The sequence below is a fragment of the Aquamicrobium aerolatum DSM 21857 genome (genome assembly GCF_900113935.1).
GTDB lineage: Bacteria > Pseudomonadota > Alphaproteobacteria > Rhizobiales > Rhizobiaceae > Aerobium > Aerobium aerolatum.
Genome location: NZ_FORF01000014.1, coordinates 22,461 through 42,146, shown reverse-complemented (window position 1 = coordinate 42,146; position 19,686 = coordinate 22,461). Strand labels below are relative to the sequence as shown.

Below are 19,686 nucleotides of genomic sequence, written 5' to 3'. Positions count from 1 at the left end.
TTCGTTGAAAAACCCGCCTTCCCTGCTCCCTAATCATCCCCAACGACGCAAGAGCCGTCGATCAAAAGAACCAATCCACGGGAGGGAAGCAAATGAAGAAGATGATCACGGCATTGGGGCTCGGGACAGCGCTCGCCTTTGCATCGCAAAGCGCCAGTGCGCAGTCATTTCCAACACAGCCCATCACCATCGTCGTGCCTTTCTCGGCGGGCGGCCCGACTGATACGGTCACCCGCCTTGTCGCGCAGGCGATGGGGCAGGATCTGGGCCAGCAGGTCGTCGTTGAGAACGTAGGCGGTGCCGGAGGAACTCTGGGCGCTGCCCGTGTCGCGCACGCAGAGCCCAATGGCTACACGCTGCTTCTGCATCACATCGGCATGGCAACCACTGCCACACTTTACCGCGAACTGCCATACAACGCGCTTGAGGATTTCGCGCATGTCGGCCTTGTGACCGAAGTCCCTATGGTCATGGTCGGGCGTCGCGACCTTGAAGCCGACACGATGGCTGAAGTGATTGCCTATGTTCGGGAGAAGGGCGAGGATGTGATGTACGCCAATGCTGGCATCGGCGCGGCCTCTCATCTTTGCGGACTGCTGTTCATGAACGCGCTGGAAACGCAGATGACCACCGTCCCCTATCAGGGCACTGGTCCGGCGCTGACCGACCTGATGGGTGGTCAGGTCGATCTCATGTGTGACCAGACAACCAACACGACCAACCAGATCCGCGACGGTTCGATCAAGGCATTCGGCGTCACCGTTCCCGAGCGGCTGGAAAGCCTTCCCGACGTGCCGACGGCATCCGAAAGCGGGCTTGAAGGATTTGAAGTGACAATCTGGCACGGCGTCTATGCGCCAAAGGGGACGCCGGAAGATGTCGTCAACCGCCTCAGCCAATCGCTGAAAATTGCGCTCAAGGATCCAACTGTCGTCGAGCGCTTCGCCGACCTCGGCACAGCCCCTTCCCCGGAAGCCGACGCGACGCCCGCAGCTTTGCGCGCCAAGGTTCAAAGTGAGATCGACCTGTGGCGCCCGATCATCGAGGCAGCTGGCGTCTACGCCAACTGATGCGGCTGGCGGAACGGCTGGCCCGCTGATCCGCCAACCCGGCCAAGGTAGTCAGGTCGCCAGAAGGCGGCCTGACTACCTTGGCCGCAGTCCACCTCGCGGCAATCCGAGATATTGGGAGTTGAGCTACATGTTGACCCGCGACTATCGGGACATCATCGGCGGGGCATTGCTGATCATCGGCGGCATTGCATTTTCATGGTACGCCGCACATCAGTATGACCTCGGGTCGTTGCGCCGCATGGGGCCGGGCATGTTCCCGATGGCGTTGGGGCTCGTGCTGGCCGTATTCGGCCTGATGATGATGGTTCCCGCATTTTTCCGCGCTGGCACGATGCCTGAAATCAGGATTTGGAGTCCACTCTTCGTCCTGTCGAGCGTCGTTGCGTTCGGACTGCTGATCCGCTCGTTCGGTCTGGTGCCCGCGACACTGGCAGTGACCATCATCTCATCCATGGCTGAGCTGAGGATTCGCCCGGCAAGCCTGGCTCTTCTTTGCGTTTCGCTCTGTCTGATCGCCTGGCTCACCTTCAAGGTCGGACTGGGGATGCCGGTTCACATGTTTCGCTGGCCGTTCTAGGGCGCTGCGCTCGCAAAGCGCGCCCCCGGCCATAGAAATTCACGCGATCTGAATGCGCACGCCTCTCGTGTCGTCAGGATTGCTGCCAAGATTGCTCAAGGAGCGCCCGTCATGGATATCTTTTCCAACATGGCGATTGGTTTCAGCACAGCGCTGACCTTCACCAATCTGTTCTACTGCTTCATCGGCGTGTTTCTGGGCATGCTGGTCGGCGTCATTCCGGGCATCGGCGTGCTGTCGGCAATCACGATGCTGTTCCCGATCACCTTTTACCTTGAGCCGACCACCGCACTGATCATGCTCGCCGGCATCTGGTACGGCACCGGATATGGCGGGCGCACGGCGTCGATCCTCCTGAACATTCCCGGCACCATTGCCAACGCTGTCACCTGCCTCGACGGCTATCCGATGACAAAGCAAGGCCGCGGTGGCGTCGCCCTGTTCATGACAACCGTGGCCTCTTTCGTCGGCGGTTCGATCGGGATCATCATCCTGATGCTTTTTGCGCCGGTCATCGCGCGGTATGCGCTGAGTTTCGGCTCGGCCGAATATTTCTCGCTGATGCTGCTTGGACTGGTCGCCGCTTCCACGATTTCGGAAGGTTCCGCAATCAAGGCACTGGCGATGGTCGTCCTCGGGATCATGTTTGGCTGTATCGGGGCCGACATCTACACCGGCACACCGCGCTTCTCTTTCGGCCTTCTGGAACTCACCGATCAGCTTAGCCTGATTGCTCTTGCCATGGGCATGTTCGGCGTCGCCGAAGTCATCGCCACCGTTGGCAAGATTGAGGTCGGCGATGTTGGCAAGACCAATGTCAGCATGTCGGCAATGAAACCGACACGCGACGAAGTCCGCCGCTCATGGTTTCCCATGCTGCGCGGCTCATCGCTCGGAGCGTTCTTTGGAACACTGCCGGGCACGGGCCCTTCCGTGGCTTCCTTCATGTCCTATGCACTTGAAAAACGCGTCTCCTCCGAACCACAACGGTTTGGAAAGGGCGCCATCGAAGGCATCATGTCGCCGGAAGCTGCCGACAATTCCGCCGAGATGACGTCTTTCATTCCTACGCTGTCGCTTGGGATCCCCGGCAGCCCGACGATGGCGCTGATGCTCGGCGCGCTGATGATCCATGGCATTGCACCCGGCCCCAGCCTGATGACCGAGCAACCAAGCCTGTTCTGGGGGCTGATCATGAGCTTCTGGATCGGCAATGTGATCCTCGTCATTCTCAATGTCCCCCTGATCGGCATCTGGGTCCGCTTGCTGACGATTCCCTATCATCTGCTCTATCCGGCGGTCTTGCTGTTCATCTGCGTCGGCACCTATTCGGTCAACACAAGCTCATTCGATCTCTGGATCGTCGCGTTCTTCGGCTTCTTCGGATACATGATGCGCATGCTCGACTGGCCTGCCGCGCCATTGCTGCTGGGCTTCGTGCTCGGTCCGCTAATGGAAGAGCATTTCCGGCGCGCCATGCTACTTTCGCGCGGCGACTTCGCGACGTTCCTCGACCGGCCGATCAGCGCCACCGTCATTTCCATCACAGCGGCGCTCCTCGTTTGGGGAATCTGGTCCGCCCTCAGAGCCCGCCGCATCGCAAACCAGGCTGCCATGGAGCAAGCGACGACTGGCTAGCGAGCGGGGAACCAACTCAGTGATCGACCGTTTGGGAATGGAACCCTCTAACCGGAGCCTCGCGATGGCGTTTTTCTCGAATGATGACCGCACACATGACTTCAATCGCCAGATCGCCGCGTTGCAGAAGCAGATCACGGCACTCAGCCGCTCGGCTTCCAAGCATGGCACTTCGGCATATCGTGATGCCAGTGAAGAGGCGTCGCATCTTTACGATGAAATGAGCAGCCGGGTCGCGGATGCACTGCCAGTCATCCGCAAGCGTGCCCGCCATCTTGAAGAAGCAGTTCGCGACAACCCGACAAGGGCCATCGCCACTGTGGGCCTGGCGGCATTGGCCGTCACTGCCGTAATGATGTTGGTTGGCCGCCGCCACTGACCTTAGCAGCGTACGTATTCAAGCAAAAAGCCCGGGCGTTCGCGTGCCCGGGCTTTTTTTCGTCAAGCGCTTTTGACGAGGCGGATGATCACCAGAAGAATAACCGCGCCGATAGTTGCGTGAATAATGGCCGCGACAATGCCGCTGCCCAGACTGATCCCGAGAGCCGGGAAGAGCCAGCCTGCGATGAATGCACCGACAATACCGACGACGATATTGCCGATCACGCCAAAGCCGAAACCTTTCACGAGTACGCCAGCCAACCAGCCGGCAATTGCACCGATCAGAATAAAGACGATAAGACTCTCAATTCCCATGGGTTGCCTCCTTAAGACAACAGGATGATGGCTGGCAGCGTGTTATCTGTCCAGCTTAACCCTACGTCATGAAGATTTTTTCCCAACCTTGTTGGAGCGCGCCGAAAGACCGGAAAGTACTGGTCACCAGCACCTGCAAATATGCAGAGCTGCCATGCGGACGAATTGCTTGAAATGGTCGCTCCCCGTCCCTAGATAGGCGGTGTCGGTGATCTACCTCCTCCCAGAGAGCCGACGCTAGCACGGCAATCCTCCTCCCTGCCGTGCTTCAGATAGACCCGCCGGACCTCCTCCCCCGGCGGGTTTTTCTTTTGTTCAGTCGACCTGACCGCTCTTTGGCACATCACGCGCCAGCAGATCACGCAGAACGATCTCTGTTTCCTTGAGGAGATCGGCGACCTCCCTCGATGTCAGCTTGTCCAGATGCTCAATTGCCGTTTGCAGATTGAGTAGCAAGTCCACTCCTCTTTGGTGAAGGCGAGCCATTCGATATCCTTGTTCATTCCCAATCACTGGTTCAGTCGATCCAATCCCGGATCAGCCAACAGCTGATCTTTACAGGAAACGCAACGGGTTCAAACTGCGTTTTCAAGCCTGCCGGGCGGAACTTGTCCCTGCGTCGGACATTCTCACAACGGGGCTCCGTTCGAGAAAGGACGCAGTATGAAAACGATGGCTGAATTGTTCGAGCATACCCTCAAGGACATCTACTACGCGGAAAATGCACTGACCAAAGCGCTCCCGAAAATGGCGGATGCGGTAAAGAGCGCCGACCTCAAGAAGGCTATCGACACCCATCTGGCCGAGACGAAAGACCAGATCAAGAAACTCAAGAAAGTCTTCGCTTCCATCGGCGTTACGGCGGAAGGTGAGAAATGCGACGCCATTGAGGGGCTGATCAAGGAATCGGAAGGGTTGATGAAGGAGGCCTCCGGCACCGCGCTCGATGCCGGATTGCTGGCCGCAGCCCAGGCTGTCGAGCACTATGAGATTTCGCGCTACGGCTCGCTGCGTGAATGGGCCAAACTCCTCGGCCACGATGAAGCACATACGCTTCTCAGCGAAATTCTCGACCAGGAAAAAGCAGCCAACAACAAGCTGACCAACCTGGCGGTCACCTCGCTAAACAAGAAGTGACATCACGTCTCAAGCACAAACCCGCCACCGCAAGTGGCGGGTTTGTGCTGAGCTCGCCGCCGAGACATGAAAAAACGACTGCCACTGCCAGGCGCTTGCCACTCCGCCCGAATATGGGCAAGAAAGCGCGATTGAAAAAGGCGCTTCCAGGGCAACGTAGTTCAGCCCGACATATGATTGAGGAGTAAAGCGGTGAGCGAACAGACTGTAGCCGACGCCATCGAGGCAGTTTACGCGTCTCTTGGCGCCGACAATGCGGAAATCGATGAGCACATCGCGACGCTCAAGGCAGCGATGAAACGCGAAGGTGTCAAAGAAGCAGAGTTTGACCCGACCCGACTGGCCCAGAACAACCGCTCCGGTCGCAAGCTGATGCAGGCCTATTTTCGTCAGCGTGGCGTGGCGGTGAAATTCTCGGGCGCGTGAGGCGCAGGAACCGAAAAAACAACGCCGTGGTGATCCCGACAGGATTCGAACCTGTGACCCCCAGATTAGGAATCTGGTGCTCTATCCTACTGAGCTACGGGACCGCTGAAGGCGGTATAAACGGTTCGGACGGGTTCGCCAATACATTTGCAAGCCCCCGTCCGTCCGTATTTCTTGTTGCCAGCTATGACAATTCCAGCAAAAACGCGTAGCGGTTTTGCGATCGAAATTGCATGAAGACAATGAGTTAGAGCAATTCCGCGAGGCTACGAAAAGCGGAAATGCCCTAGCGGGCCAATGCAGCTTCTGTGAGCTTCACCCAATACGAAATACCGTGCGGGATCAGCTCGTCGTTGAAGTCATAGGCCGGGTGATGAAGACCGGCCGTATCGCCGTTGCCCGCGAAGATGAACGCTCCGGGACGGGCCTGCAACATGTAGGAAAAATCCTCACCACCCATCGTCGGGCTCACAGCACCGTCAACATTGCCCTGTCCGGCAATCTGCGTCGCGATGTCGATGACGAAATCTGTCTCCTCGGCATGGTTGAAGGTCACCGGATAGTTGATGTCCAGAGCGACATCCACCTGCGCGCCATTGGCGGCGGCGATCCCGTTGCAGATCTCGACCATGCGCGCACGGGCAAGTTCACCGACCTCGTCGCGCAGCGTGCGGATCGTGCCGGCAAGCTCTGCCGACGGCGCGATCACATTATTGGCGTCGCCCGAATGGAATTTCGTGACCGACACCACGAGGGAGTCAAGCGGGTCGATGCTGCGTGCGGTGATCGTTTGCAGCGCCGTTACAATCTGGCTTGCCGTGACGATCGGATCAATCGACAGGTGCGGCATGGCGGCATGCCCGCCCTTGCCACGCACGGTGATGGTGAATTCGCAGGTGGCCGCCATCAGCGGTCCCGGACGGGTGGCAAACTGGCCGACCGGCAGGCCTGGCATGTTGTGCATGCCGAAAACGCTCTGAATGCCGAAACGGTCCATGAGCCCGTCTTCGATCATCGCCTTGCCTCCGGCGCCGCCCTCCTCCGCCGGCTGGAAGATGACTGCGACGGAACCGGCAAAATTACGCGTCTCAGCCAGATATTTCGCTGCGCCCAGCAACATGGCAGTGTGGCCGTCATGGCCACAGGCATGCATCTTGCCCTGCGTCTGCGAAGCATAGGGCTTGCCGGTGATCTCGTTGAGCGGCAATGCATCCATGTCGGCGCGCAGGCCAATCACCGGACCGTCGCCTCGCGTTCCCTTGATCAAGCCGACCACACCCGTCCGGCCGATGCCCGTAACGACCTCATCGCAACCGAACGCCCGCAACTTGTCGGCTACGAATGCCGCCGTCTGGTGCACTTCGTACAACAATTCGGGGATTGTATGCAGATGGCGACGCCATTCCGTCACTTCTTCATGCAGTTCGGCAACGCGGTTCAGAATGGGCATTGGCAGTCGTCCTCTTTGGTGAATTGCCGGCATCGTAATAAGACGTGGGGAGACTGGCAACGCTTTGCCATCTTGAGGTCACATAGGTTAAGTAGCTGGACCAAATACAGTCCCGCAGAGTCGCAACCAGCATGACAGGCCGTCATTGGCGGCTCATGGTTATCGGGGACGGCCGCGGCAAGAAACGAATGGATTGATCATGCGGGGAAAGACTGTCGGTTCCGCAATTGCGGCAATGCTTTGCTTCACCGGCGCACTACAGGCGGGGCCTTCGTTGCTGCTCGATCTGGACAACGGCAAGGTGCTCGCTGCTGAGGATGCCTTCGCGCCCTGGTACCCAGCCTCGCTGACGAAGCTGATGACGACCTATGTGACTTATCGCGCGATTGCCGCTGGTGAAGTCACGATGAAATCGCCCGTTCGAATTTCGCAGCGTGCCGCCAAGGAGCCACCCAGCCGCATGGGCTTCAAACCCGGATCGGTGTTGACGGTCGACAGTGCAATCAAGATCCTGATGGTCAAATCCGCCAATGACGTTTCCGCGGCCCTCGCCGAAAGCATCGCGGGATCATCATCCGCCTTCGTGGAACGGATGAACGCTGAAGCCCGCCGCCTCGGCATGAGCGGCACTCATTTTGTCAATGCGCACGGTCTGCACGCAGACGCGCAGGTCACCAATGCGCATGACCTTGCAGTGCTGGCGATGACACTGCGAAACGAATTTCCGCAGTACAAAAAATATTATGAGCTCGAGGCGATCGTCGTTGACAACAAGACGATCGACAACACCAACGAGTTGATCCGACGCTTCGATGGCGCCAACGGGATGAAGACCGGCTATACCTGCCCGTCAGGTTTCAACCTGATCGCGACCGCCTCCCGCAACGGGCGTAATCTTCTGGCCGTTGTCATTGGCGAACCCACTGTGGAAGCGCGCGGCGACAAGACTGCCGATCTCCTCGCCCGCGGCTTCGCCACAGCTGCAACCGACGCACCCTATATCGGTCAGTTACGTCCCAGCGGCCGCGAACCGAAGCAAGCAGTCAACCTGCGCTCGACCATCTGCACCGAAGCACATTGGAAAGCAGTCACGGAAGCGCGCGCACCCAGCGGCAAGCCGGCATTCAAGTCGCCTCACCTGCGGGAACCAACGCGTACGCCAATTGCCGTCACCGTGGCATTGGGAGGCGCCACGGGCCCGGAATCCAAGGCACCACGTTATGCAGATGTGCCGATCCCGACACCACGTCCGACCGACTATGTTCCGGTCGCAGCCAGCGCGCAGGGTGGGTAACAGATGGCCCACGCTCCGATCGCAGTGTCCATCCTCACCGGCTTTCTCGGCGCGGGGAAGACCACTCTTCTCAACCGGCTTCTCAAAGACCCCGAACTCGAATCGACAGCCGTTATCATCAACGAATTCGGGGAGATATCTATCGATCACATGCTCGTCGAGCAGGCATCTGACGGGCTGATCCAACTGGCCGATGGCTGCTTGTGCTGCACGGTGCGCGGCGAGCTGGTGGACACGCTGGCTGATCTGATCGACCGGATGCAGACCGGGCGCATCGCACCGCTCAAAAGGATCGTGATCGAGACAACCGGGCTTGCCGACCCCGTTCCGGTGCTGCAGGCCGTGATGGGCCATCCTGTCCTGACGCAAGCGCTACGGCTCGATGGTGTGATCTGCGTCGTGGACGCCGTCAACGGCTCTGCCACGCTCGATGCTCATCAGGAGGCCGTCCGCCAGGCCGCAGTGGCTGACCGGATCGTTATCGCCAAGGCTGACCTTGCCGAGGCGAAAGAGCTTGAAGCACTGACGGCGCGTCTGAACTCGTTGAACCCACGTGCTACCTTCCTTCGCGCGGATTCAGCCTCAGCAACGGCGCTGATCGATTGTGGGCTCTACGACCCCAAGCGACGAGAAGCTGACCTTAACCGATGGCTCGGGGAGCTATCGGACGCCCATCATGATCACGACCATACGCATGATGACGGCTGCGGCCACACACATCACCATCATCACGACGACCGCGTCAGGACACTATCGCTAGTGCATCCTCAGCCGGTCTCCTTTGGCGCAATCGAGGCATTTCTGGATATCCTGCGCTCCACGCAGGGCGACAAGCTTTTGCGCATGAAAGGCGTGATCGAGCTTGTGGAAGACCCCGAGCGACCGCTGGTCATTCATGGTGTGCAGAAGCTTCTGCATCCACCAGCGCGCCTCACCTCATGGCCGGAAGGCCCACGTGGTGTGCGGCTCGTGCTCATCACCTTCGACATGCCGGATATTTATGTGCAGCGCCTGTTTTCGGCATTCATGGGGGCTCCATCAATCGACACCCCGGATCGGGCCGCACTTCAGGACAACCCGCTCGCAATCGCCGGCTACCGCCCGTAACGGCCGCTACGCGTCACCGCGCTCAATGAGAAAACGGTGGCCACCTTCAACGGCGAGAGTGCTCAAGAGGCGGTGGCCGCTTTCATGGCAAAATGCCGGGATGTCGATCACTGCCAGCGGATCGGTGGTCTCGACCCATAATTGAGCGCCGGGCGCCATGCCGGCCAGCCGCTTGCGGCTGCGCAACACAGGCAACGGACAATTGAGCCCACGCAGATCATAAAGATCGCAAGGCTCCTGGCGGACCAAGTCAGCCACCAAACATGCCCAGAAGGCGCTGGGTAAGCTTAGGACGCGCAGATTCCGGCTTTGCACCATCCGTCGGCGCCGCAGCCTCCACCACCGCCTGTTGCGGCGAAGCAGCTGCTGGTGCTGGCGTTGGCGCTGCCGCAATGGCAGGCGTGGTGACCGGGCCTTTGGCACGTTCCTTGTCGGCCAACAGGATATGCGGTGCTTCCATTGTCGGCGGCTGCGGCGTGACGCGCTCTCCACGCGCTCTGCGGCGAGACCAGTCAGCAACAAGCGCCGCTTCCTTCAGCCCATCAATCGTCTCGGAGACCGGCGCTACTTTACCTGCGCCCTGCCCATCGAGCGCTGCCTGGAACGCGGCATCATACTTCGCCTTGTAGCCTGCATAGGCAACACGCAAGGATTCGGGCTGGGTCGTCACCGGGCATGCCGCGGCAGCAGACAAGCTGCGTCCTGCTTCAAGCTCCTGGTTGAAGACATAGCGCTTGCCGCAGACGTCAACTTTCGGCGGCACCCTGGTAATCTCGAAATGGTCGTAGCCCTCTTTCAGCATGGTCCAGAACTGGTAGTTCGGATCATTTCTGTAGCGGGCCATGTTGGCCGCCGTCATCCGGAACGGAAAGGCCTGAATCTGGAACTCGCTTTGACCGCCCTTGAAAGCATCGCGCGCGAACGCATAGATCTGCTCCATCTGGGCGTCGGTCATGGAATAGCAGCCAGCGGACGAACACGCGCCATGCACCATGAGATGCGTACCATTCCGCCCGTTCACGCGGTCAAAGGCGTTCGGAAACCCCATGTTGAACGCAAGGTGATACTGAGACGTCGGGTTCATCTGATGTGGACGAACAGAGTAGAAGCCTTCGGGAGCCTGACGGTCACCCTCGGTAAATTTTGGCCCCAGCTGACCCGACCATTTGCAGATTTCGTAACTGGTAGCCAGGTCGTAACGCCCGTTATCCTTGCGCTTCCAGACCTCTAGCTTCGCCTCTTCCTTGAAGATGCGAACCATGATCGGGGAGGTCTGGGTCATACCCTTGACCCGCATTGATTGCACGAGAGCCGGCGGAAGGCTCTTCTCCGCCTTCGGTGCAATGTCTTCCAAAGTCCCGTTGCATCCGGCAAACGCAAGGACTGCAAGCAACAGGCCGGCACGGGCGAAGCTGGTATTCATGGCGATCGCAACTCTAGCCTTGGTTGGAGTTTCGGAGTGAGCTTCCTTCCGAAACATCATGTCTGGTTCGTTCCGACAACTACGCCCGTTAACCTTGAGGATTCCTTACCAGCTACACCGACAGGAAGGAGTTCACGCGAAGTTCATCAGGGGAACGAAGAAGCGGTTCACGCGGCAATATTGTGGCAAAGCCGGCTCTCCGATCCCGAACCGGCAAAAACCTGTCCAAAGATCCCGTTTTCACACCCGCAAGGACAGAGCAAATCGGCCAGATCTATGGAGCGCTAAAGCGTACGCCCCATAGCAAGAAATTTCTCGCGGCGATGCTCACGATAGTCGGTGCCAGCGCTTGCCAGCTCGGCAAATCCCTTTGCGATCTGCTTGCCGGTCGCCTCGATCACCGCATCACGGTTGCGATGCGCGCCACCGAGAGGCTCGGCGATAATAGAGTCGATGATCTTCAGATCGAGCAAGTCCTGAGCCGTGATCTTCATGTTGGTGGCCGCGTCCTTCGAACGCGTCGTGTCGCGCCACAGGATCGACGCTGCACCCTCCGGCGAGATCACCGAATAGATCGAGTGCTCCAGCATGTAGACCTTGTTGGCCACCGCAATCGCAATGGCGCCACCCGACCCGCCCTCGCCAATAATCACCGAGATGTTCGGAACCTTCAGGCCAAGCGAAACCGACGTCGAACGCGCGATCGCCTCGGCCTGCCCACGCTCTTCCGCACCAATGCCGGGATAGGCGCCTGCAGTATCGACAAGGCTGACCACCGGAATACCGAACCGATCCGCCATCTCCATCACCCGGACCGCCTTGCGGTAACCCTCCGGGCGCGCACTACCGAAATTGTGCTTGAGACGCGACTGGGTGTCGTTACCCTTTTCCAGACCGAGTATCGCGACCGACTCACCGTTGAACCGCGCGAAGCCGGCAATAACGGCATTATCCTCGCCAAATGCACGGTCACCTGCCAGCGGTGTAAAGTCGGTGAACAGCTTGCCGACATAATCGAGGCAGTGCGGTCTGTCCGGATGACGCGCGACCTGGACCTTCTGCCATGGCGTCAGCTGTTTGTAGACATCTCGCAGCGCATCGCCGGAACGCTTCTCAAGTCGCGCGATTTCGTCAGCCACATCGACAGCTTCCCCATTCTGGGCAAGCGTCTTCAAATCGAGGATCTTGCCCTCTAGGTCAGCGACAGGTTTTTCGAAATCGAGATAATTGAACATACGCAGCTTTGATCCGGAGATGGCTTGACGCCCAGGGAGCCAGAACGGCTATTTCGGGTTTTCACATAGCGAGCCTAGGCCTGATCGGCAAGCGGGTGATTCTTGCTGACCAGTTCGACAAGCCGGTTTTCGAGCACATGGGTATAGATTTGTGTCGTTGAAATGTCCGAATGCCCCAGCAATTGCTGAACTGCACGCAAATCCGCGCCATTCTGCAATAAATGGCTCGCAAAAGCGTGCCGAAGAACATGCGGCGACAATTTCGCCGCTGGAACGCCACAACGTGAACCGAGCGCCTTCAGCTCACGCGCAAAAACCTGACGCGGGAGATGACCGCTTTCAGATGCTGCCGGGAACAGGAATAGACTGTCCAAAAACCTCGGCTGTGCCGCGCGTGCCTTGATCCAGTCTTTCAGCGCATCCTTCGCCTTGGGTGATAATGGAACAATTCGCTCTTTGCCGCCTTTGCCCCGAACGACGAAATAGCGCTCGTCGCGCGACGCAACGCTCAATGGCAGACTGACCAGTTCGGTAACACGCAGCCCCGTCGCATAAAGCGTCTCGACCAGTGCGTGCAGCCGGCAGGCGGCGAACCAAGCCTCATCGTCACGCGCCTGCGCCTTTTCTGTCTCGGCGCGCTCCAGAAGCCGTGTCACCGCGTCTTCCTGCATGGTCTTTGGCAATGAACGTTGCTTGCGCGGGGCGTCAATCACCCCGGTCGGATCATCCTGGCGGATGCCTTCGGCATAGAGGAAGCGAAAAAACTGCCGCATGGCGGAGAGTTTTCGCGCCTGTGATGACGAGGCAAACCCTCGGACTGCAACATCATCCAGCCAGTTGCGGATATCGTCAACGGAGGCGACTGCGAGTTTGCGGCCCAAAAACGCGTCAGCATCTTCAAGGTCGCGGCGATACGCATCGAGCGTGTTGCCGCTCGCACCACGCTCCGCGCTCATCATCTCCAGGAATGCTTCAATCCGGACCGCACTGCTCATCATCACGCTCGCAAGGGAATTTATTCGGCTTTGCAAAAAGTCAAATATGGAACCGTTTGACGTTTGAGGAGTTCCAAACCAGTTGCAAGTTGTTTATCAAGCTGGGCTATTTTGTGAAAATGTCTTGATGCCGACACAGCGTACCGGCAATCTGGGCGTTGAAGGGCAATGCGTCAAATGGAGGCAGGTATGAGAAAATTTGTATTGGCAATTGCGAGCGTTGCCGCACTGGCAACAGCTGGCTGCTCGACTGCAGAACAGACGGCTGTAGGCGGCGCGGCAGTAGGCGCTGCAATTGGCGGCGTAACGACAGGCCGCGTTGAAGGCGCGCTGGCAGGCGCCGCAATCGGTGGTGCTTCGGGCTACCTGATTGGTCGCAGCACGACGCGTTCGGGCTGGTGCCGTTATCGCGACCAGTACAACCGCGTGTACGAAGCGCGCTGCTAATCAAGACTTGAGTGGGGCTCTCTCCTCTCCAGTAAGAAAGGGAACCTTCGCGGTTCCCTTTTTCGTTTCTGACAAGTGTCAGGAAAGTGGCGCAGCCCCTGGTCCGGGAACCGCCCCTGGCGGACATTTACCCAGAATAATCATCCCCAGCACTTCATCCTTGGTCACATCCTGCGTGCGTGCCGTCCCGACCACCTGTCCGTTCTTCATCACGCAAACACGGTCGGCGAGATCAAACACGTCGTGGATGTCATGGCTGATAAGGAAAATGCCGATGCCGTCGGCTTTCAGCTGCTTGACCAGCTCCCCGACCTGCGCAGTTTCCTGTGGGCCAAGTGCCGCCGTCGGCTCGTCCATGATCAGGATGCGCGCGTCGAAATGAATCGCTCGCGCAATCGCCACCGATTGTCGCTGGCCGCCGGAAAGCTTTGACACCGGCTCCTTGAAACGCTGAAAGCGCGGATTGAGTCGGCCCATGACCTTGCGCGTCTGCGACTCCATTGCCACGTCATCAAGCGTGCCCCACCGCGTACGCAGTTCCCGACCCAGAAAAAGATTCGCCGCCGCATCGACGTTATCGGCCAGTGCCAGTGTCTGGTAGATCGTCTCGATCCCATATTTCTTGGCGTCGCGCGGGTTTCCGATCACCGCTTCCTCGCCCTTGACTAGGATCGTTCCGGCGTCACGACGGTAAGCGCCGGAAAGGATCTTGATCAACGTCGACTTGCCGGCACCATTGTGTCCGAGAAGAGCGACGACCTCTCCAGCATGCAGATCAAGCGACGCGTCATCAACAGCCTGAATGCCGCCGAACGAGATGGAAATGTTCTTCAGCTCAACCAGCGGGGGGGTGGCTTCCTGTGCCATCACGTTTCTCCTCAACCGACACGGCGGCGATAGACAGTGTCGAGCCAGACGGCGACGACAAGCGCCAGACCGACAACGATATTCTGCAGAGGTGTATCAACGCCGAGCAGGATCATGCCCGAGGCAAGCGACTGCATCAGCATCGCTCCCAGCATCGCTCCCGCAATCGTGCCGACACCACCTGAAAGGGACGTGCCGCCAATCACCGCAGCCGCGATGACGAGAAGTTCGTCGAGAGTGCCTTGTGCGTTGGTCGCCGCATTGAGGCGCGCGGTCGAGATCATCGCGCCGACGGCAGCCAGACCGCCCATCAGCATGAAGATTTTCATGGTCACCCAGCGTGTGTTGATGCCGGCAAGTTCAGCAGCTTCCGGATTGCCGCCAATAGCGAAAACATAGCGGCCAAAACGGGTGCGGTTGGCGATGAAGGTCATCGCAATCCCAACCACCAACGCGATCAGAACTGGAATGGCAATGCCATGCGCGATGAACAGGCCCCCTTCCGGGATCTCGATGTTGTTTGCCTGCGCGTAGCGACGCACGATACCGACTGGCCAAGGATAGGAATTTGCAACCCAGACAGCACCGAGAATGAGCGAGCAGGTGACCGCCCCCAGAAATGCTTCGGCCCAGATTGGCCGCCGCGGGAAACTGAAACGCCGGCGCTGCGAACGAGCGTTCATCAGCATGAGAACGACGGCGACACAGGCCACTATGCCGACAATCCAGCTCCACGTAGCGCCGATTGAGCCATCAACCCCACCACCCATCAGCCGAAAGGTCGCGTCCATCGGCGCAACGGTCTGTCCGCTTGTGACCCACCACGCACCACCGCGCCAGACAAGCAATCCGCCAAGGGTAACGATGAAGGCCGGCACACCGAGATAAGCAATGACAAAACCATGCAGCGCTCCGATCGTCACGCCGACGCACAGACCTGCCAAGGCTGCCAGCAGCCAGATAGCCGGATGACCAAATCCTAAAATGCCGGGAAGCAGCTGCGCCTGGGTCACCCCCATGATCATGCCAACGAAGCCAAGGATCGAGCCCACCGACAGATCGATGTTGCGTGTGACGATCACAAGCACCATGCCAGTCGCCATCACCGCAACCGATGCTGACTGGACCGACAAATTCCACAAATTGCGAGGGGTGAGAAACAGCCCACCGGAAAGGACGTGGAACATGAGCCAGATGATCAGCAGCGCGCCAAGCATCCCCAGCATGCGTGTGTCGAGTTCAGTGGCGTTCAGGAAGCGTCCGATCGGCCCAGCTTCCGTGGCGCGAGCTCGGTCAACCGGGACCTCTGCGGTGGCGTCCGACATCATCGTCCTCCGTCCGGCCCAATTCGTCGGCCGGTGTTTCATTCTGGCAAAACGCCGCGGCTTCATCAAACCGCGGCGTTTTCAGTCTAGTCCGGGGATCAGTTGCAGGCCGCCACGGTGCCAGCAGCCACACCCTGGCACACCACGTCCTTCGACACCCAGCCAGACTCGATGATGACATTGAGGTTGTCACGCGTGATCGGGTTGGGCGCGAGGAAGATGGCATTCATCTCCACGCCATTCGGGCCATCCGACCACTTGGTTGCACCCTTGACACCGTCCAGAGCAGTGCCATCGGCAAGCTGGTTAGCGATTTCGGCTGCGGCCTTGCCAAGTTCACGCGAGTCCTTCCAGACAGACACCGTCTGAGTGCCGAGCGCAATCCGGTTGAGCGCGGCATGATCGGCGTCTTGACCGGAAACCGGTACCGAGCCTGCCAGCCCCTGTGCTTCCAGCGCGGCGATTGCACCGCCGGCGGTTCCGTCGTTCGACGCCACGACGGCATCGACGTTGTTGTCGTTGGCCGTCAGGAATTGTTCCATGTTGCGCTGGGCATTTGCAGGCAGCCATCCGTCGGTATAGGCCTCGCCGACATTCTTGATATTGCCGGCGTCAATGGCTTCCTTCAGCACTTCCATCTGTCCGGAAAACAGGAAATCAGCGTTCGGATCGGCACCATTGCCCTTGATGAAGACATAATTGCCCTCTGGCGCCGCTTCGAACACGGCACGCGCCTGCATCCGGCCAACTTCCTTGTTGTCGAAGGTGAGGTAGAACGCGTCCGGATTCTCGATCAGGCGGTCATAGCCAACGACCGGAATGCCCTCGGCCACGGCCTTCTCAACTGCCGGACCAATTGCGCTGGAATCCTGCGCAAGAATGATCAGCGCATCAGCACCTTGTGCAATCAGCGCTTCGACGTCCGTCAGCTGCTTGGCGGCAGAGGACTGTGCGTCTGCGGAAATATACGAGTTTCCGGCAGCCTCCAGCGCTGCCTTGATGGCTGCTTCGTCAGTCTTCCAGCGCTCCTCCTGAAAATTCGACCACGAAACGCCAACGGTCTTTCCTGCAGCATGCGCCGTCCCTGCCAGTGTAAGCGACATGGCAACACCCGCCAGCATGGCGGTTGCAAACTTGTTCATGATTTCCTCCCTGCGCTCGAAAGCGCTTGCTGGTGCTTGCACACTTCTCAGCGAGCCTTTATTTCGGGCTCCGAAAAAAAGAATGACTCAGGTGAGAGGCCGTGTCAATATCCCGCTGCAGTGCTGGCGAACGCCACGAAAGAAGGCTATGGCGACGGCAAAGCAGGGAGGACGGCTGATGACGGTCGGCGTGCGGCACGACGATCTTCGTAAACGTAATCGCGCGATGGTGATCGCGGCAGTGCGCCGTGGCACGCAGCCTTCGCGCACGGAGATCGCCAACGCCACTGGCCTGAGCCATTCAACCATCTCCACCATTTCCTCAGACCTGATGGAAGAAGGCATCCTTGCGCTGGCAAAGCCGGCCGAACCCGGCGTCCTGAAACGAGGTCGTCCGCAGGTGGCGCTCGATCTCAATCCGCAAGCTGCCACAGTCGTCTCGATCGTTCTTTCGCTGAATACGCTCTCGGTAACCCTGAATGATTATAACGGCGCGGCGATCCTGCAGGATCTGTCCCGCCCTCCCACACTGACACTGTCACGCCAGGCGCTTGTTGGAACCGTCATCGATGCCGTAGCCCTGGCTCTGGAACGCAGGCCCGCTTCAAGTGGTCCCGTGCTGCGCATGACATTCACCGTGCAGGGCATCACCGACTCCGGTGCTCGTCGGCTGTTGTGGTCGCCAATCACTCCACACAGCGACGTCGCGTTTGCTGATGCCCTCGAGGCACGGTTCGACGTTCCCGTCACAGTCGAGAACGACTGCAACATGATATCGGTGGCTTTGCGCGCGCGCGCCCCCGAGCGCTATCAGGACAATTTCTTCACCATCCTTCTGTCCAACGGTATCGGGATGGGACTGATGTTGCGCGGCAGCCTCTTCACCGGCGCGCACTCCTCGGCAGGCGAATTCGGCCACATGAATCACTTGCCGGATGGAGCATTGTGCCGTTGCGGCCGCCGCGGATGCATCGAGGCTTATGCCGGGAATTATGCAATCTATCGCCATGCACGTGGGGAAAGTGAACAGGCGCAGCCAGTTGCCGACATTGACGACGCCACCATGGTCGCAATGGCTGCCGCCGCGCGCAGGGGTCCCGGCCCTGAACGCGAAGCTTTCCAGCGGGCCGGTGAAGCCATCGGCTATGGACTAGGCAGTCTGTTCGCACTGTTCGACCCTGCGCCAGTCGCCATTGTCGGACTTGGAACGTCAGCCTTCGACGTGTTCGAACCAACCATGCGCGAAGCCATCGCCCGCACGGCAGGCGGTCAACATGGCACCGCTATCTCATTCGATCTGGAACTGGATGAAATGCCGCTGATCCGCGAGGGATCTGCGCGCCACGCCCTGAACGTCATCGACACGCAGATCTTTGCCAACAGCGTCTCGGCAGGAGCGACGCGCAAAGAGGTCGTGTAGCGCGGCGCTTCCTTCAGACTTCCTGGATTGCATATCCGGCGCCCCGGATCGTGCGGATGATGTCAGGAAGGCTCCCGATATTGACCGCCTTGCGCAGACGACCGACATGAACATCGACCGTACGCTCGTCGATATAGATCGTTTCGCCCCAGACATTGTCGAGCAACTGCCCGCGTGAAAATACCCGTCCGGGATTTTGCATCATAAACTCGAGTAGGCGATATTCTGTCGGACCAAGGCGGATTTCACTTTCGCCGCGATGTACGCGGTGGGTTTCGCGATCCAGAACGATATCTCCCACCTTCAACACCGAAGACAGAACTTCAGGCTTGGCGCGGCGCAGCAGCGCCTTGACCCGCGCGATCAATTCCGGTGTCGAGAAAGGTTTAACCAGATAATCATCTGCTCCCGTCGACAGGCCCCGTACGCGGTCGCTCTCTTCCCCACGTGCGGTCAGCATGATGATCGGCAAGCGCTCAGTTTCGGCGCGCATCCGCAGACGGCGGCACAATTCGATACCGGAAACCGCAGGGACCATCCAATCGAGCACAAGCAGGTCCGGCTGGTTCTCACGCAACCGCAACTCGGCCTCGTCACCGCGCGTAACGACCTCAACCTGATAGCCTTCTGCCTCGAGATTGTATTTGAGAAGGACGCCCAATGGCTCCTCGTCCTCAACAACCATAATCTTTGGTGCAATCATTGATCCGTCTTTCCGTCAGTCGGCGACCGAAGTCTCGTCGGCTTTGGGCCGGTAGAGCGGCAACTGCATGCCGGTCATCACGTAATAGGCATCTTCAGCGATATTGGTCACATGGTCACCAATGCGCTCCAGGTTCTTGGCACAAAACAGCAGGTGCGTGCAGGTGGTGATGTTGCGCGGATCTTCCATCATATATGTCAGCAGCTCCCGAAACACCCGAGTATACTGGATGTCGATATTTTCGTCCGCTGCCCGCAACAATTTGAGCTTTTCAGAGTCGCGCCCCTCATAGGCTGCAATCACCTCGTGAACCTGAGCCACGACCGATTGGGCCATCGCGTCAATCGAGTGGGAAAGACTGCGCGGCGCACTGCCTTCACCGACTGCCGAAACTCGTTTCGAAATATTCTTGGCCAGATCGCCAATTCGCTCGAGATCCGCCGCCATGCGGATCGCACCAACAACGGCCCGCAAATCCTGCGCAACCGGCTGGCGTTTGGCGATCAGCGTAATCGCCCTGTCATCAAGCTCACGCTGACGCGCATCCATGATCGCGTCGTCGGAAATGACACGCTGCGCCAGGACGGCATCCGTCTCGACCAGTGAACGGGTCGATGCAACGACCATGTCTGCAGCCAGGTCGCCCATATCATGGACCAGGCGGTCGATGGCGTTCAGATCCTCATCAAAGGAAGTTACTGTATGCTGGCCCATCATCTGTCCTTTCCGCA

Annotated in this window: 22 protein-coding genes and 1 tRNA gene; 10 read left to right on the top strand and 13 right to left on the bottom strand. The window is 59.0% G+C overall.

What is annotated here, in order from left to right; genetic code table 11:
- The first annotated feature begins 92 nt into the window (after positions 1-92).
- The 4 genes from BMZ42_RS12570 to BMZ42_RS12555 all read left to right on the top strand — a co-directional run bounded on the left by BMZ42_RS12570 (position 93) and on the right by BMZ42_RS12555 (position 3,667).
- Positions 93-1,070 carry a tripartite tricarboxylate transporter substrate-binding protein gene (locus BMZ42_RS12570; RefSeq protein ID WP_091522910.1) on the top strand — a complete coding sequence of 326 codons (978 nt, stop codon included), beginning with the start codon at positions 93-95 and terminating at the stop codon, positions 1,068-1,070.
- A gap of 130 nt (positions 1,071-1,200) precedes the next feature.
- Positions 1,201-1,650, top strand: coding sequence for a tripartite tricarboxylate transporter TctB family protein (locus BMZ42_RS12565; protein WP_091522908.1), 450 nt, complete (start codon positions 1,201-1,203; stop codon positions 1,648-1,650).
- 111 nt (positions 1,651-1,761) lie between these two features.
- Complete coding sequence (locus BMZ42_RS12560; protein WP_091522906.1) at positions 1,762-3,288, top strand: tripartite tricarboxylate transporter permease; 1,527 nt, start codon at positions 1,762-1,764, stop codon at positions 3,286-3,288.
- A 64-nt stretch (positions 3,289-3,352) separates the two neighbouring features.
- Positions 3,353-3,667: a hypothetical protein gene (locus BMZ42_RS12555; protein ID WP_091522903.1), complete on the top strand. Its 315-nt coding sequence runs from the start codon at positions 3,353-3,355 to the stop codon at positions 3,665-3,667.
- Between the two features lie 62 nt (positions 3,668-3,729).
- On the opposite strand, the gene BMZ42_RS12550 is transcribed toward BMZ42_RS12555, so the two are convergent.
- Both BMZ42_RS12550 and BMZ42_RS18025 read right to left on the bottom strand, forming a co-directional pair.
- Positions 3,730-3,984 carry a GlsB/YeaQ/YmgE family stress response membrane protein gene (locus BMZ42_RS12550; RefSeq protein ID WP_091522900.1) on the bottom strand — a complete coding sequence of 85 codons (255 nt, stop codon included), beginning with the start codon at positions 3,982-3,984 and terminating at the stop codon, positions 3,730-3,732.
- Between the two features lie 315 nt (positions 3,985-4,299).
- Entirely contained in the window at positions 4,300-4,470 is a 171-nt protein-coding gene (locus BMZ42_RS18025) for a hypothetical protein (RefSeq protein ID WP_175556708.1), read from the bottom strand.
- Positions 4,471-4,647: 177 nt separating this feature from the next.
- Between BMZ42_RS18025 and BMZ42_RS12545 the strand changes: the two genes are divergently transcribed.
- Positions 4,648-5,121 carry a YciE/YciF ferroxidase family protein gene (locus BMZ42_RS12545; protein ID WP_091522897.1) on the top strand — a complete coding sequence of 158 codons (474 nt, stop codon included), beginning with the start codon at positions 4,648-4,650 and terminating at the stop codon, positions 5,119-5,121.
- A 192-nt stretch (positions 5,122-5,313) separates the two neighbouring features.
- Positions 5,314-5,547 (top strand): hypothetical protein, encoded by a 234-nt coding sequence (locus BMZ42_RS12540; RefSeq protein ID WP_091522895.1) that lies wholly within the window; start codon positions 5,314-5,316, stop codon positions 5,545-5,547.
- A 27-nt stretch (positions 5,548-5,574) separates the two neighbouring features.
- Here BMZ42_RS12540 and BMZ42_RS12535 read toward each other — a convergent pair.
- Together BMZ42_RS12535 and BMZ42_RS12530 are read right to left on the bottom strand one after the other, a co-directional pair.
- Positions 5,575-5,651: transfer RNA gene (locus BMZ42_RS12535), tRNA-Arg, on the bottom strand.
- A 182-nt stretch (positions 5,652-5,833) separates the two neighbouring features.
- Complete coding sequence (locus BMZ42_RS12530) at positions 5,834-6,997, bottom strand: M20 aminoacylase family protein (protein WP_091522893.1); 1,164 nt, start codon at positions 6,995-6,997, stop codon at positions 5,834-5,836.
- A gap of 199 nt (positions 6,998-7,196) precedes the next feature.
- Here BMZ42_RS12530 and BMZ42_RS12525 point away from each other — a divergent pair, with 199 nt between their 5' ends.
- Positions 7,197-8,291 carry a D-alanyl-D-alanine carboxypeptidase family protein gene (locus tag BMZ42_RS12525; protein WP_244523251.1) on the top strand — a complete coding sequence of 365 codons (1,095 nt, stop codon included), beginning with the start codon at positions 7,197-7,199 and terminating at the stop codon, positions 8,289-8,291.
- A gap of 3 nt (positions 8,292-8,294) precedes the next feature.
- Entirely contained in the window at positions 8,295-9,398 is a 1,104-nt protein-coding gene (locus BMZ42_RS12520; protein ID WP_091522890.1) for a CobW family GTP-binding protein, read from the top strand.
- 6 nt (positions 9,399-9,404) lie between these two features.
- Here the strand turns inward: BMZ42_RS12520 and BMZ42_RS12515 are convergent, their stop codons facing one another.
- The 4 genes from BMZ42_RS12515 to BMZ42_RS12500 form a co-directional block, all read right to left on the bottom strand.
- Complete coding sequence (locus BMZ42_RS12515; protein WP_420492468.1) at positions 9,405-9,656, bottom strand: sulfurtransferase TusA family protein; 252 nt, start codon at positions 9,654-9,656, stop codon at positions 9,405-9,407.
- Positions 9,649-10,821 (bottom strand): L,D-transpeptidase family protein, encoded by a 1,173-nt coding sequence (locus tag BMZ42_RS12510; RefSeq protein ID WP_091523070.1) that lies wholly within the window; start codon positions 10,819-10,821, stop codon positions 9,649-9,651. Before BMZ42_RS12510 ends, BMZ42_RS12515 begins: the two co-directional genes overlap by 8 nt.
- Before the next feature lie 284 nt (positions 10,822-11,105).
- Positions 11,106-12,056, bottom strand: a complete 951-nt coding sequence (locus BMZ42_RS12505) for an acetyl-CoA carboxylase carboxyltransferase subunit alpha (RefSeq protein WP_091522885.1) — start codon at positions 12,054-12,056, stop codon at positions 11,106-11,108.
- Between the two features lie 74 nt (positions 12,057-12,130).
- Positions 12,131-13,051 carry a site-specific tyrosine recombinase XerD gene (locus BMZ42_RS12500; protein ID WP_091523068.1) on the bottom strand — a complete coding sequence of 307 codons (921 nt, stop codon included), beginning with the start codon at positions 13,049-13,051 and terminating at the stop codon, positions 12,131-12,133.
- Between the two features lie 189 nt (positions 13,052-13,240).
- Here BMZ42_RS12500 and BMZ42_RS12495 point away from each other — a divergent pair, with 189 nt between their 5' ends.
- A complete protein-coding gene (locus BMZ42_RS12495; RefSeq protein WP_091523066.1) occupies positions 13,241-13,498 on the top strand; it encodes a glycine zipper domain-containing protein in 258 nt (85 codons plus the stop codon).
- 78 nt (positions 13,499-13,576) lie between these two features.
- Here the strand turns inward: BMZ42_RS12495 and BMZ42_RS12490 are convergent, their stop codons facing one another.
- The 3 genes from BMZ42_RS12490 to xylF form a co-directional block, all read right to left on the bottom strand.
- Positions 13,577-14,365 carry an ATP-binding cassette domain-containing protein gene (locus BMZ42_RS12490; protein ID WP_091522882.1) on the bottom strand — a complete coding sequence of 263 codons (789 nt, stop codon included), beginning with the start codon at positions 14,363-14,365 and terminating at the stop codon, positions 13,577-13,579.
- 11 nt (positions 14,366-14,376) lie between these two features.
- Positions 14,377-15,690: a sugar ABC transporter permease gene (locus BMZ42_RS12485; RefSeq protein ID WP_091522881.1), complete on the bottom strand. Its 1,314-nt coding sequence runs from the start codon at positions 15,688-15,690 to the stop codon at positions 14,377-14,379.
- Between the two features lie 98 nt (positions 15,691-15,788).
- Positions 15,789-16,832 (bottom strand): D-xylose ABC transporter substrate-binding protein, encoded by a 1,044-nt coding sequence (gene xylF, locus BMZ42_RS12480; RefSeq protein ID WP_091522879.1) that lies wholly within the window; start codon positions 16,830-16,832, stop codon positions 15,789-15,791.
- A 178-nt stretch (positions 16,833-17,010) separates the two neighbouring features.
- On the opposite strand from xylF, the gene BMZ42_RS12475 reads away from it, so the two are divergent.
- Complete coding sequence (locus BMZ42_RS12475; protein ID WP_091523064.1) at positions 17,011-18,252, top strand: ROK family protein; 1,242 nt, start codon at positions 17,011-17,013, stop codon at positions 18,250-18,252.
- A 13-nt stretch (positions 18,253-18,265) separates the two neighbouring features.
- Here BMZ42_RS12475 and phoB read toward each other — a convergent pair whose 3' ends face one another.
- Positions 18,266-18,955 (bottom strand): phosphate regulon transcriptional regulator PhoB, encoded by a 690-nt coding sequence (gene phoB / locus BMZ42_RS12470; RefSeq protein ID WP_091522877.1) that lies wholly within the window; start codon positions 18,953-18,955, stop codon positions 18,266-18,268.
- Positions 18,956-18,970: 15 nt separating this feature from the next.
- Positions 18,971-19,669, bottom strand: coding sequence for a phosphate signaling complex protein PhoU (gene phoU, locus BMZ42_RS12465; protein WP_091523062.1), 699 nt, complete (start codon positions 19,667-19,669; stop codon positions 18,971-18,973).
- Positions 19,670-19,686 lie beyond the last annotated feature (17 nt).

What these genes read in the sequence shown, in the direction of transcription:
- BMZ42_RS12570 (WP_091522910.1), top strand. Translation starts at nt 93, where the DNA reads ATGAAGAAGATGATCACGGCATTGGGGCTCGGGACAGCGCTCGCCTTT.
- BMZ42_RS12565 (WP_091522908.1), top strand. Translation starts at nt 1,201, where the DNA reads ATGTTGACCCGCGACTATCGGGACATCATCGGCGGGGCATTGCTGATC.
- BMZ42_RS12560 (WP_091522906.1), top strand. Translation starts at nt 1,762, where the DNA reads ATGGATATCTTTTCCAACATGGCGATTGGTTTCAGCACAGCGCTGACC.
- BMZ42_RS12555 (WP_091522903.1), top strand. Translation starts at nt 3,353, where the DNA reads ATGGCGTTTTTCTCGAATGATGACCGCACACATGACTTCAATCGCCAG.
- BMZ42_RS12550 (WP_091522900.1), bottom strand. Translation starts at nt 3,984, where the DNA reads ATGGGAATTGAGAGTCTTATCGTCTTTATTCTGATCGGTGCAATTGCC.
- BMZ42_RS18025 (WP_175556708.1), bottom strand. Translation starts at nt 4,470, where the DNA reads ATGGCTCGCCTTCACCAAAGAGGAGTGGACTTGCTACTCAATCTGCAA.
- BMZ42_RS12545 (WP_091522897.1), top strand. Translation starts at nt 4,648, where the DNA reads ATGAAAACGATGGCTGAATTGTTCGAGCATACCCTCAAGGACATCTAC.
- BMZ42_RS12530 (WP_091522893.1), bottom strand. Translation starts at nt 6,997, where the DNA reads ATGCCCATTCTGAACCGCGTTGCCGAACTGCATGAAGAAGTGACGGAA.
- BMZ42_RS12525 (WP_244523251.1), top strand. Translation starts at nt 7,197, where the DNA reads ATGCGGGGAAAGACTGTCGGTTCCGCAATTGCGGCAATGCTTTGCTTC.
- BMZ42_RS12520 (WP_091522890.1), top strand. Translation starts at nt 8,295, where the DNA reads ATGGCCCACGCTCCGATCGCAGTGTCCATCCTCACCGGCTTTCTCGGC.
- BMZ42_RS12510 (WP_091523070.1), bottom strand. Translation starts at nt 10,821, where the DNA reads ATGAATACCAGCTTCGCCCGTGCCGGCCTGTTGCTTGCAGTCCTTGCG.
- BMZ42_RS12505 (WP_091522885.1), bottom strand. Translation starts at nt 12,056, where the DNA reads ATGTTCAATTATCTCGATTTCGAAAAACCTGTCGCTGACCTAGAGGGC.
- BMZ42_RS12500 (WP_091523068.1), bottom strand. Translation starts at nt 13,051, where the DNA reads ATGAGCAGTGCGGTCCGGATTGAAGCATTCCTGGAGATGATGAGCGCG.
- BMZ42_RS12495 (WP_091523066.1), top strand. Translation starts at nt 13,241, where the DNA reads ATGAGAAAATTTGTATTGGCAATTGCGAGCGTTGCCGCACTGGCAACA.
- BMZ42_RS12490 (WP_091522882.1), bottom strand. Translation starts at nt 14,365, where the DNA reads ATGGCACAGGAAGCCACCCCCCCGCTGGTTGAGCTGAAGAACATTTCC.
- BMZ42_RS12485 (WP_091522881.1), bottom strand. Translation starts at nt 15,690, where the DNA reads ATGTCGGACGCCACCGCAGAGGTCCCGGTTGACCGAGCTCGCGCCACG.
- xylF (WP_091522879.1), bottom strand. Translation starts at nt 16,832, where the DNA reads ATGAACAAGTTTGCAACCGCCATGCTGGCGGGTGTTGCCATGTCGCTT.
- BMZ42_RS12475 (WP_091523064.1), top strand. Translation starts at nt 17,011, where the DNA reads ATGACGGTCGGCGTGCGGCACGACGATCTTCGTAAACGTAATCGCGCG.
- phoB (WP_091522877.1), bottom strand. Translation starts at nt 18,955, where the DNA reads ATGATTGCACCAAAGATTATGGTTGTTGAGGACGAGGAGCCATTGGGC.
- phoU (WP_091523062.1), bottom strand. Translation starts at nt 19,669, where the DNA reads ATGGGCCAGCATACAGTAACTTCCTTTGATGAGGATCTGAACGCCATC.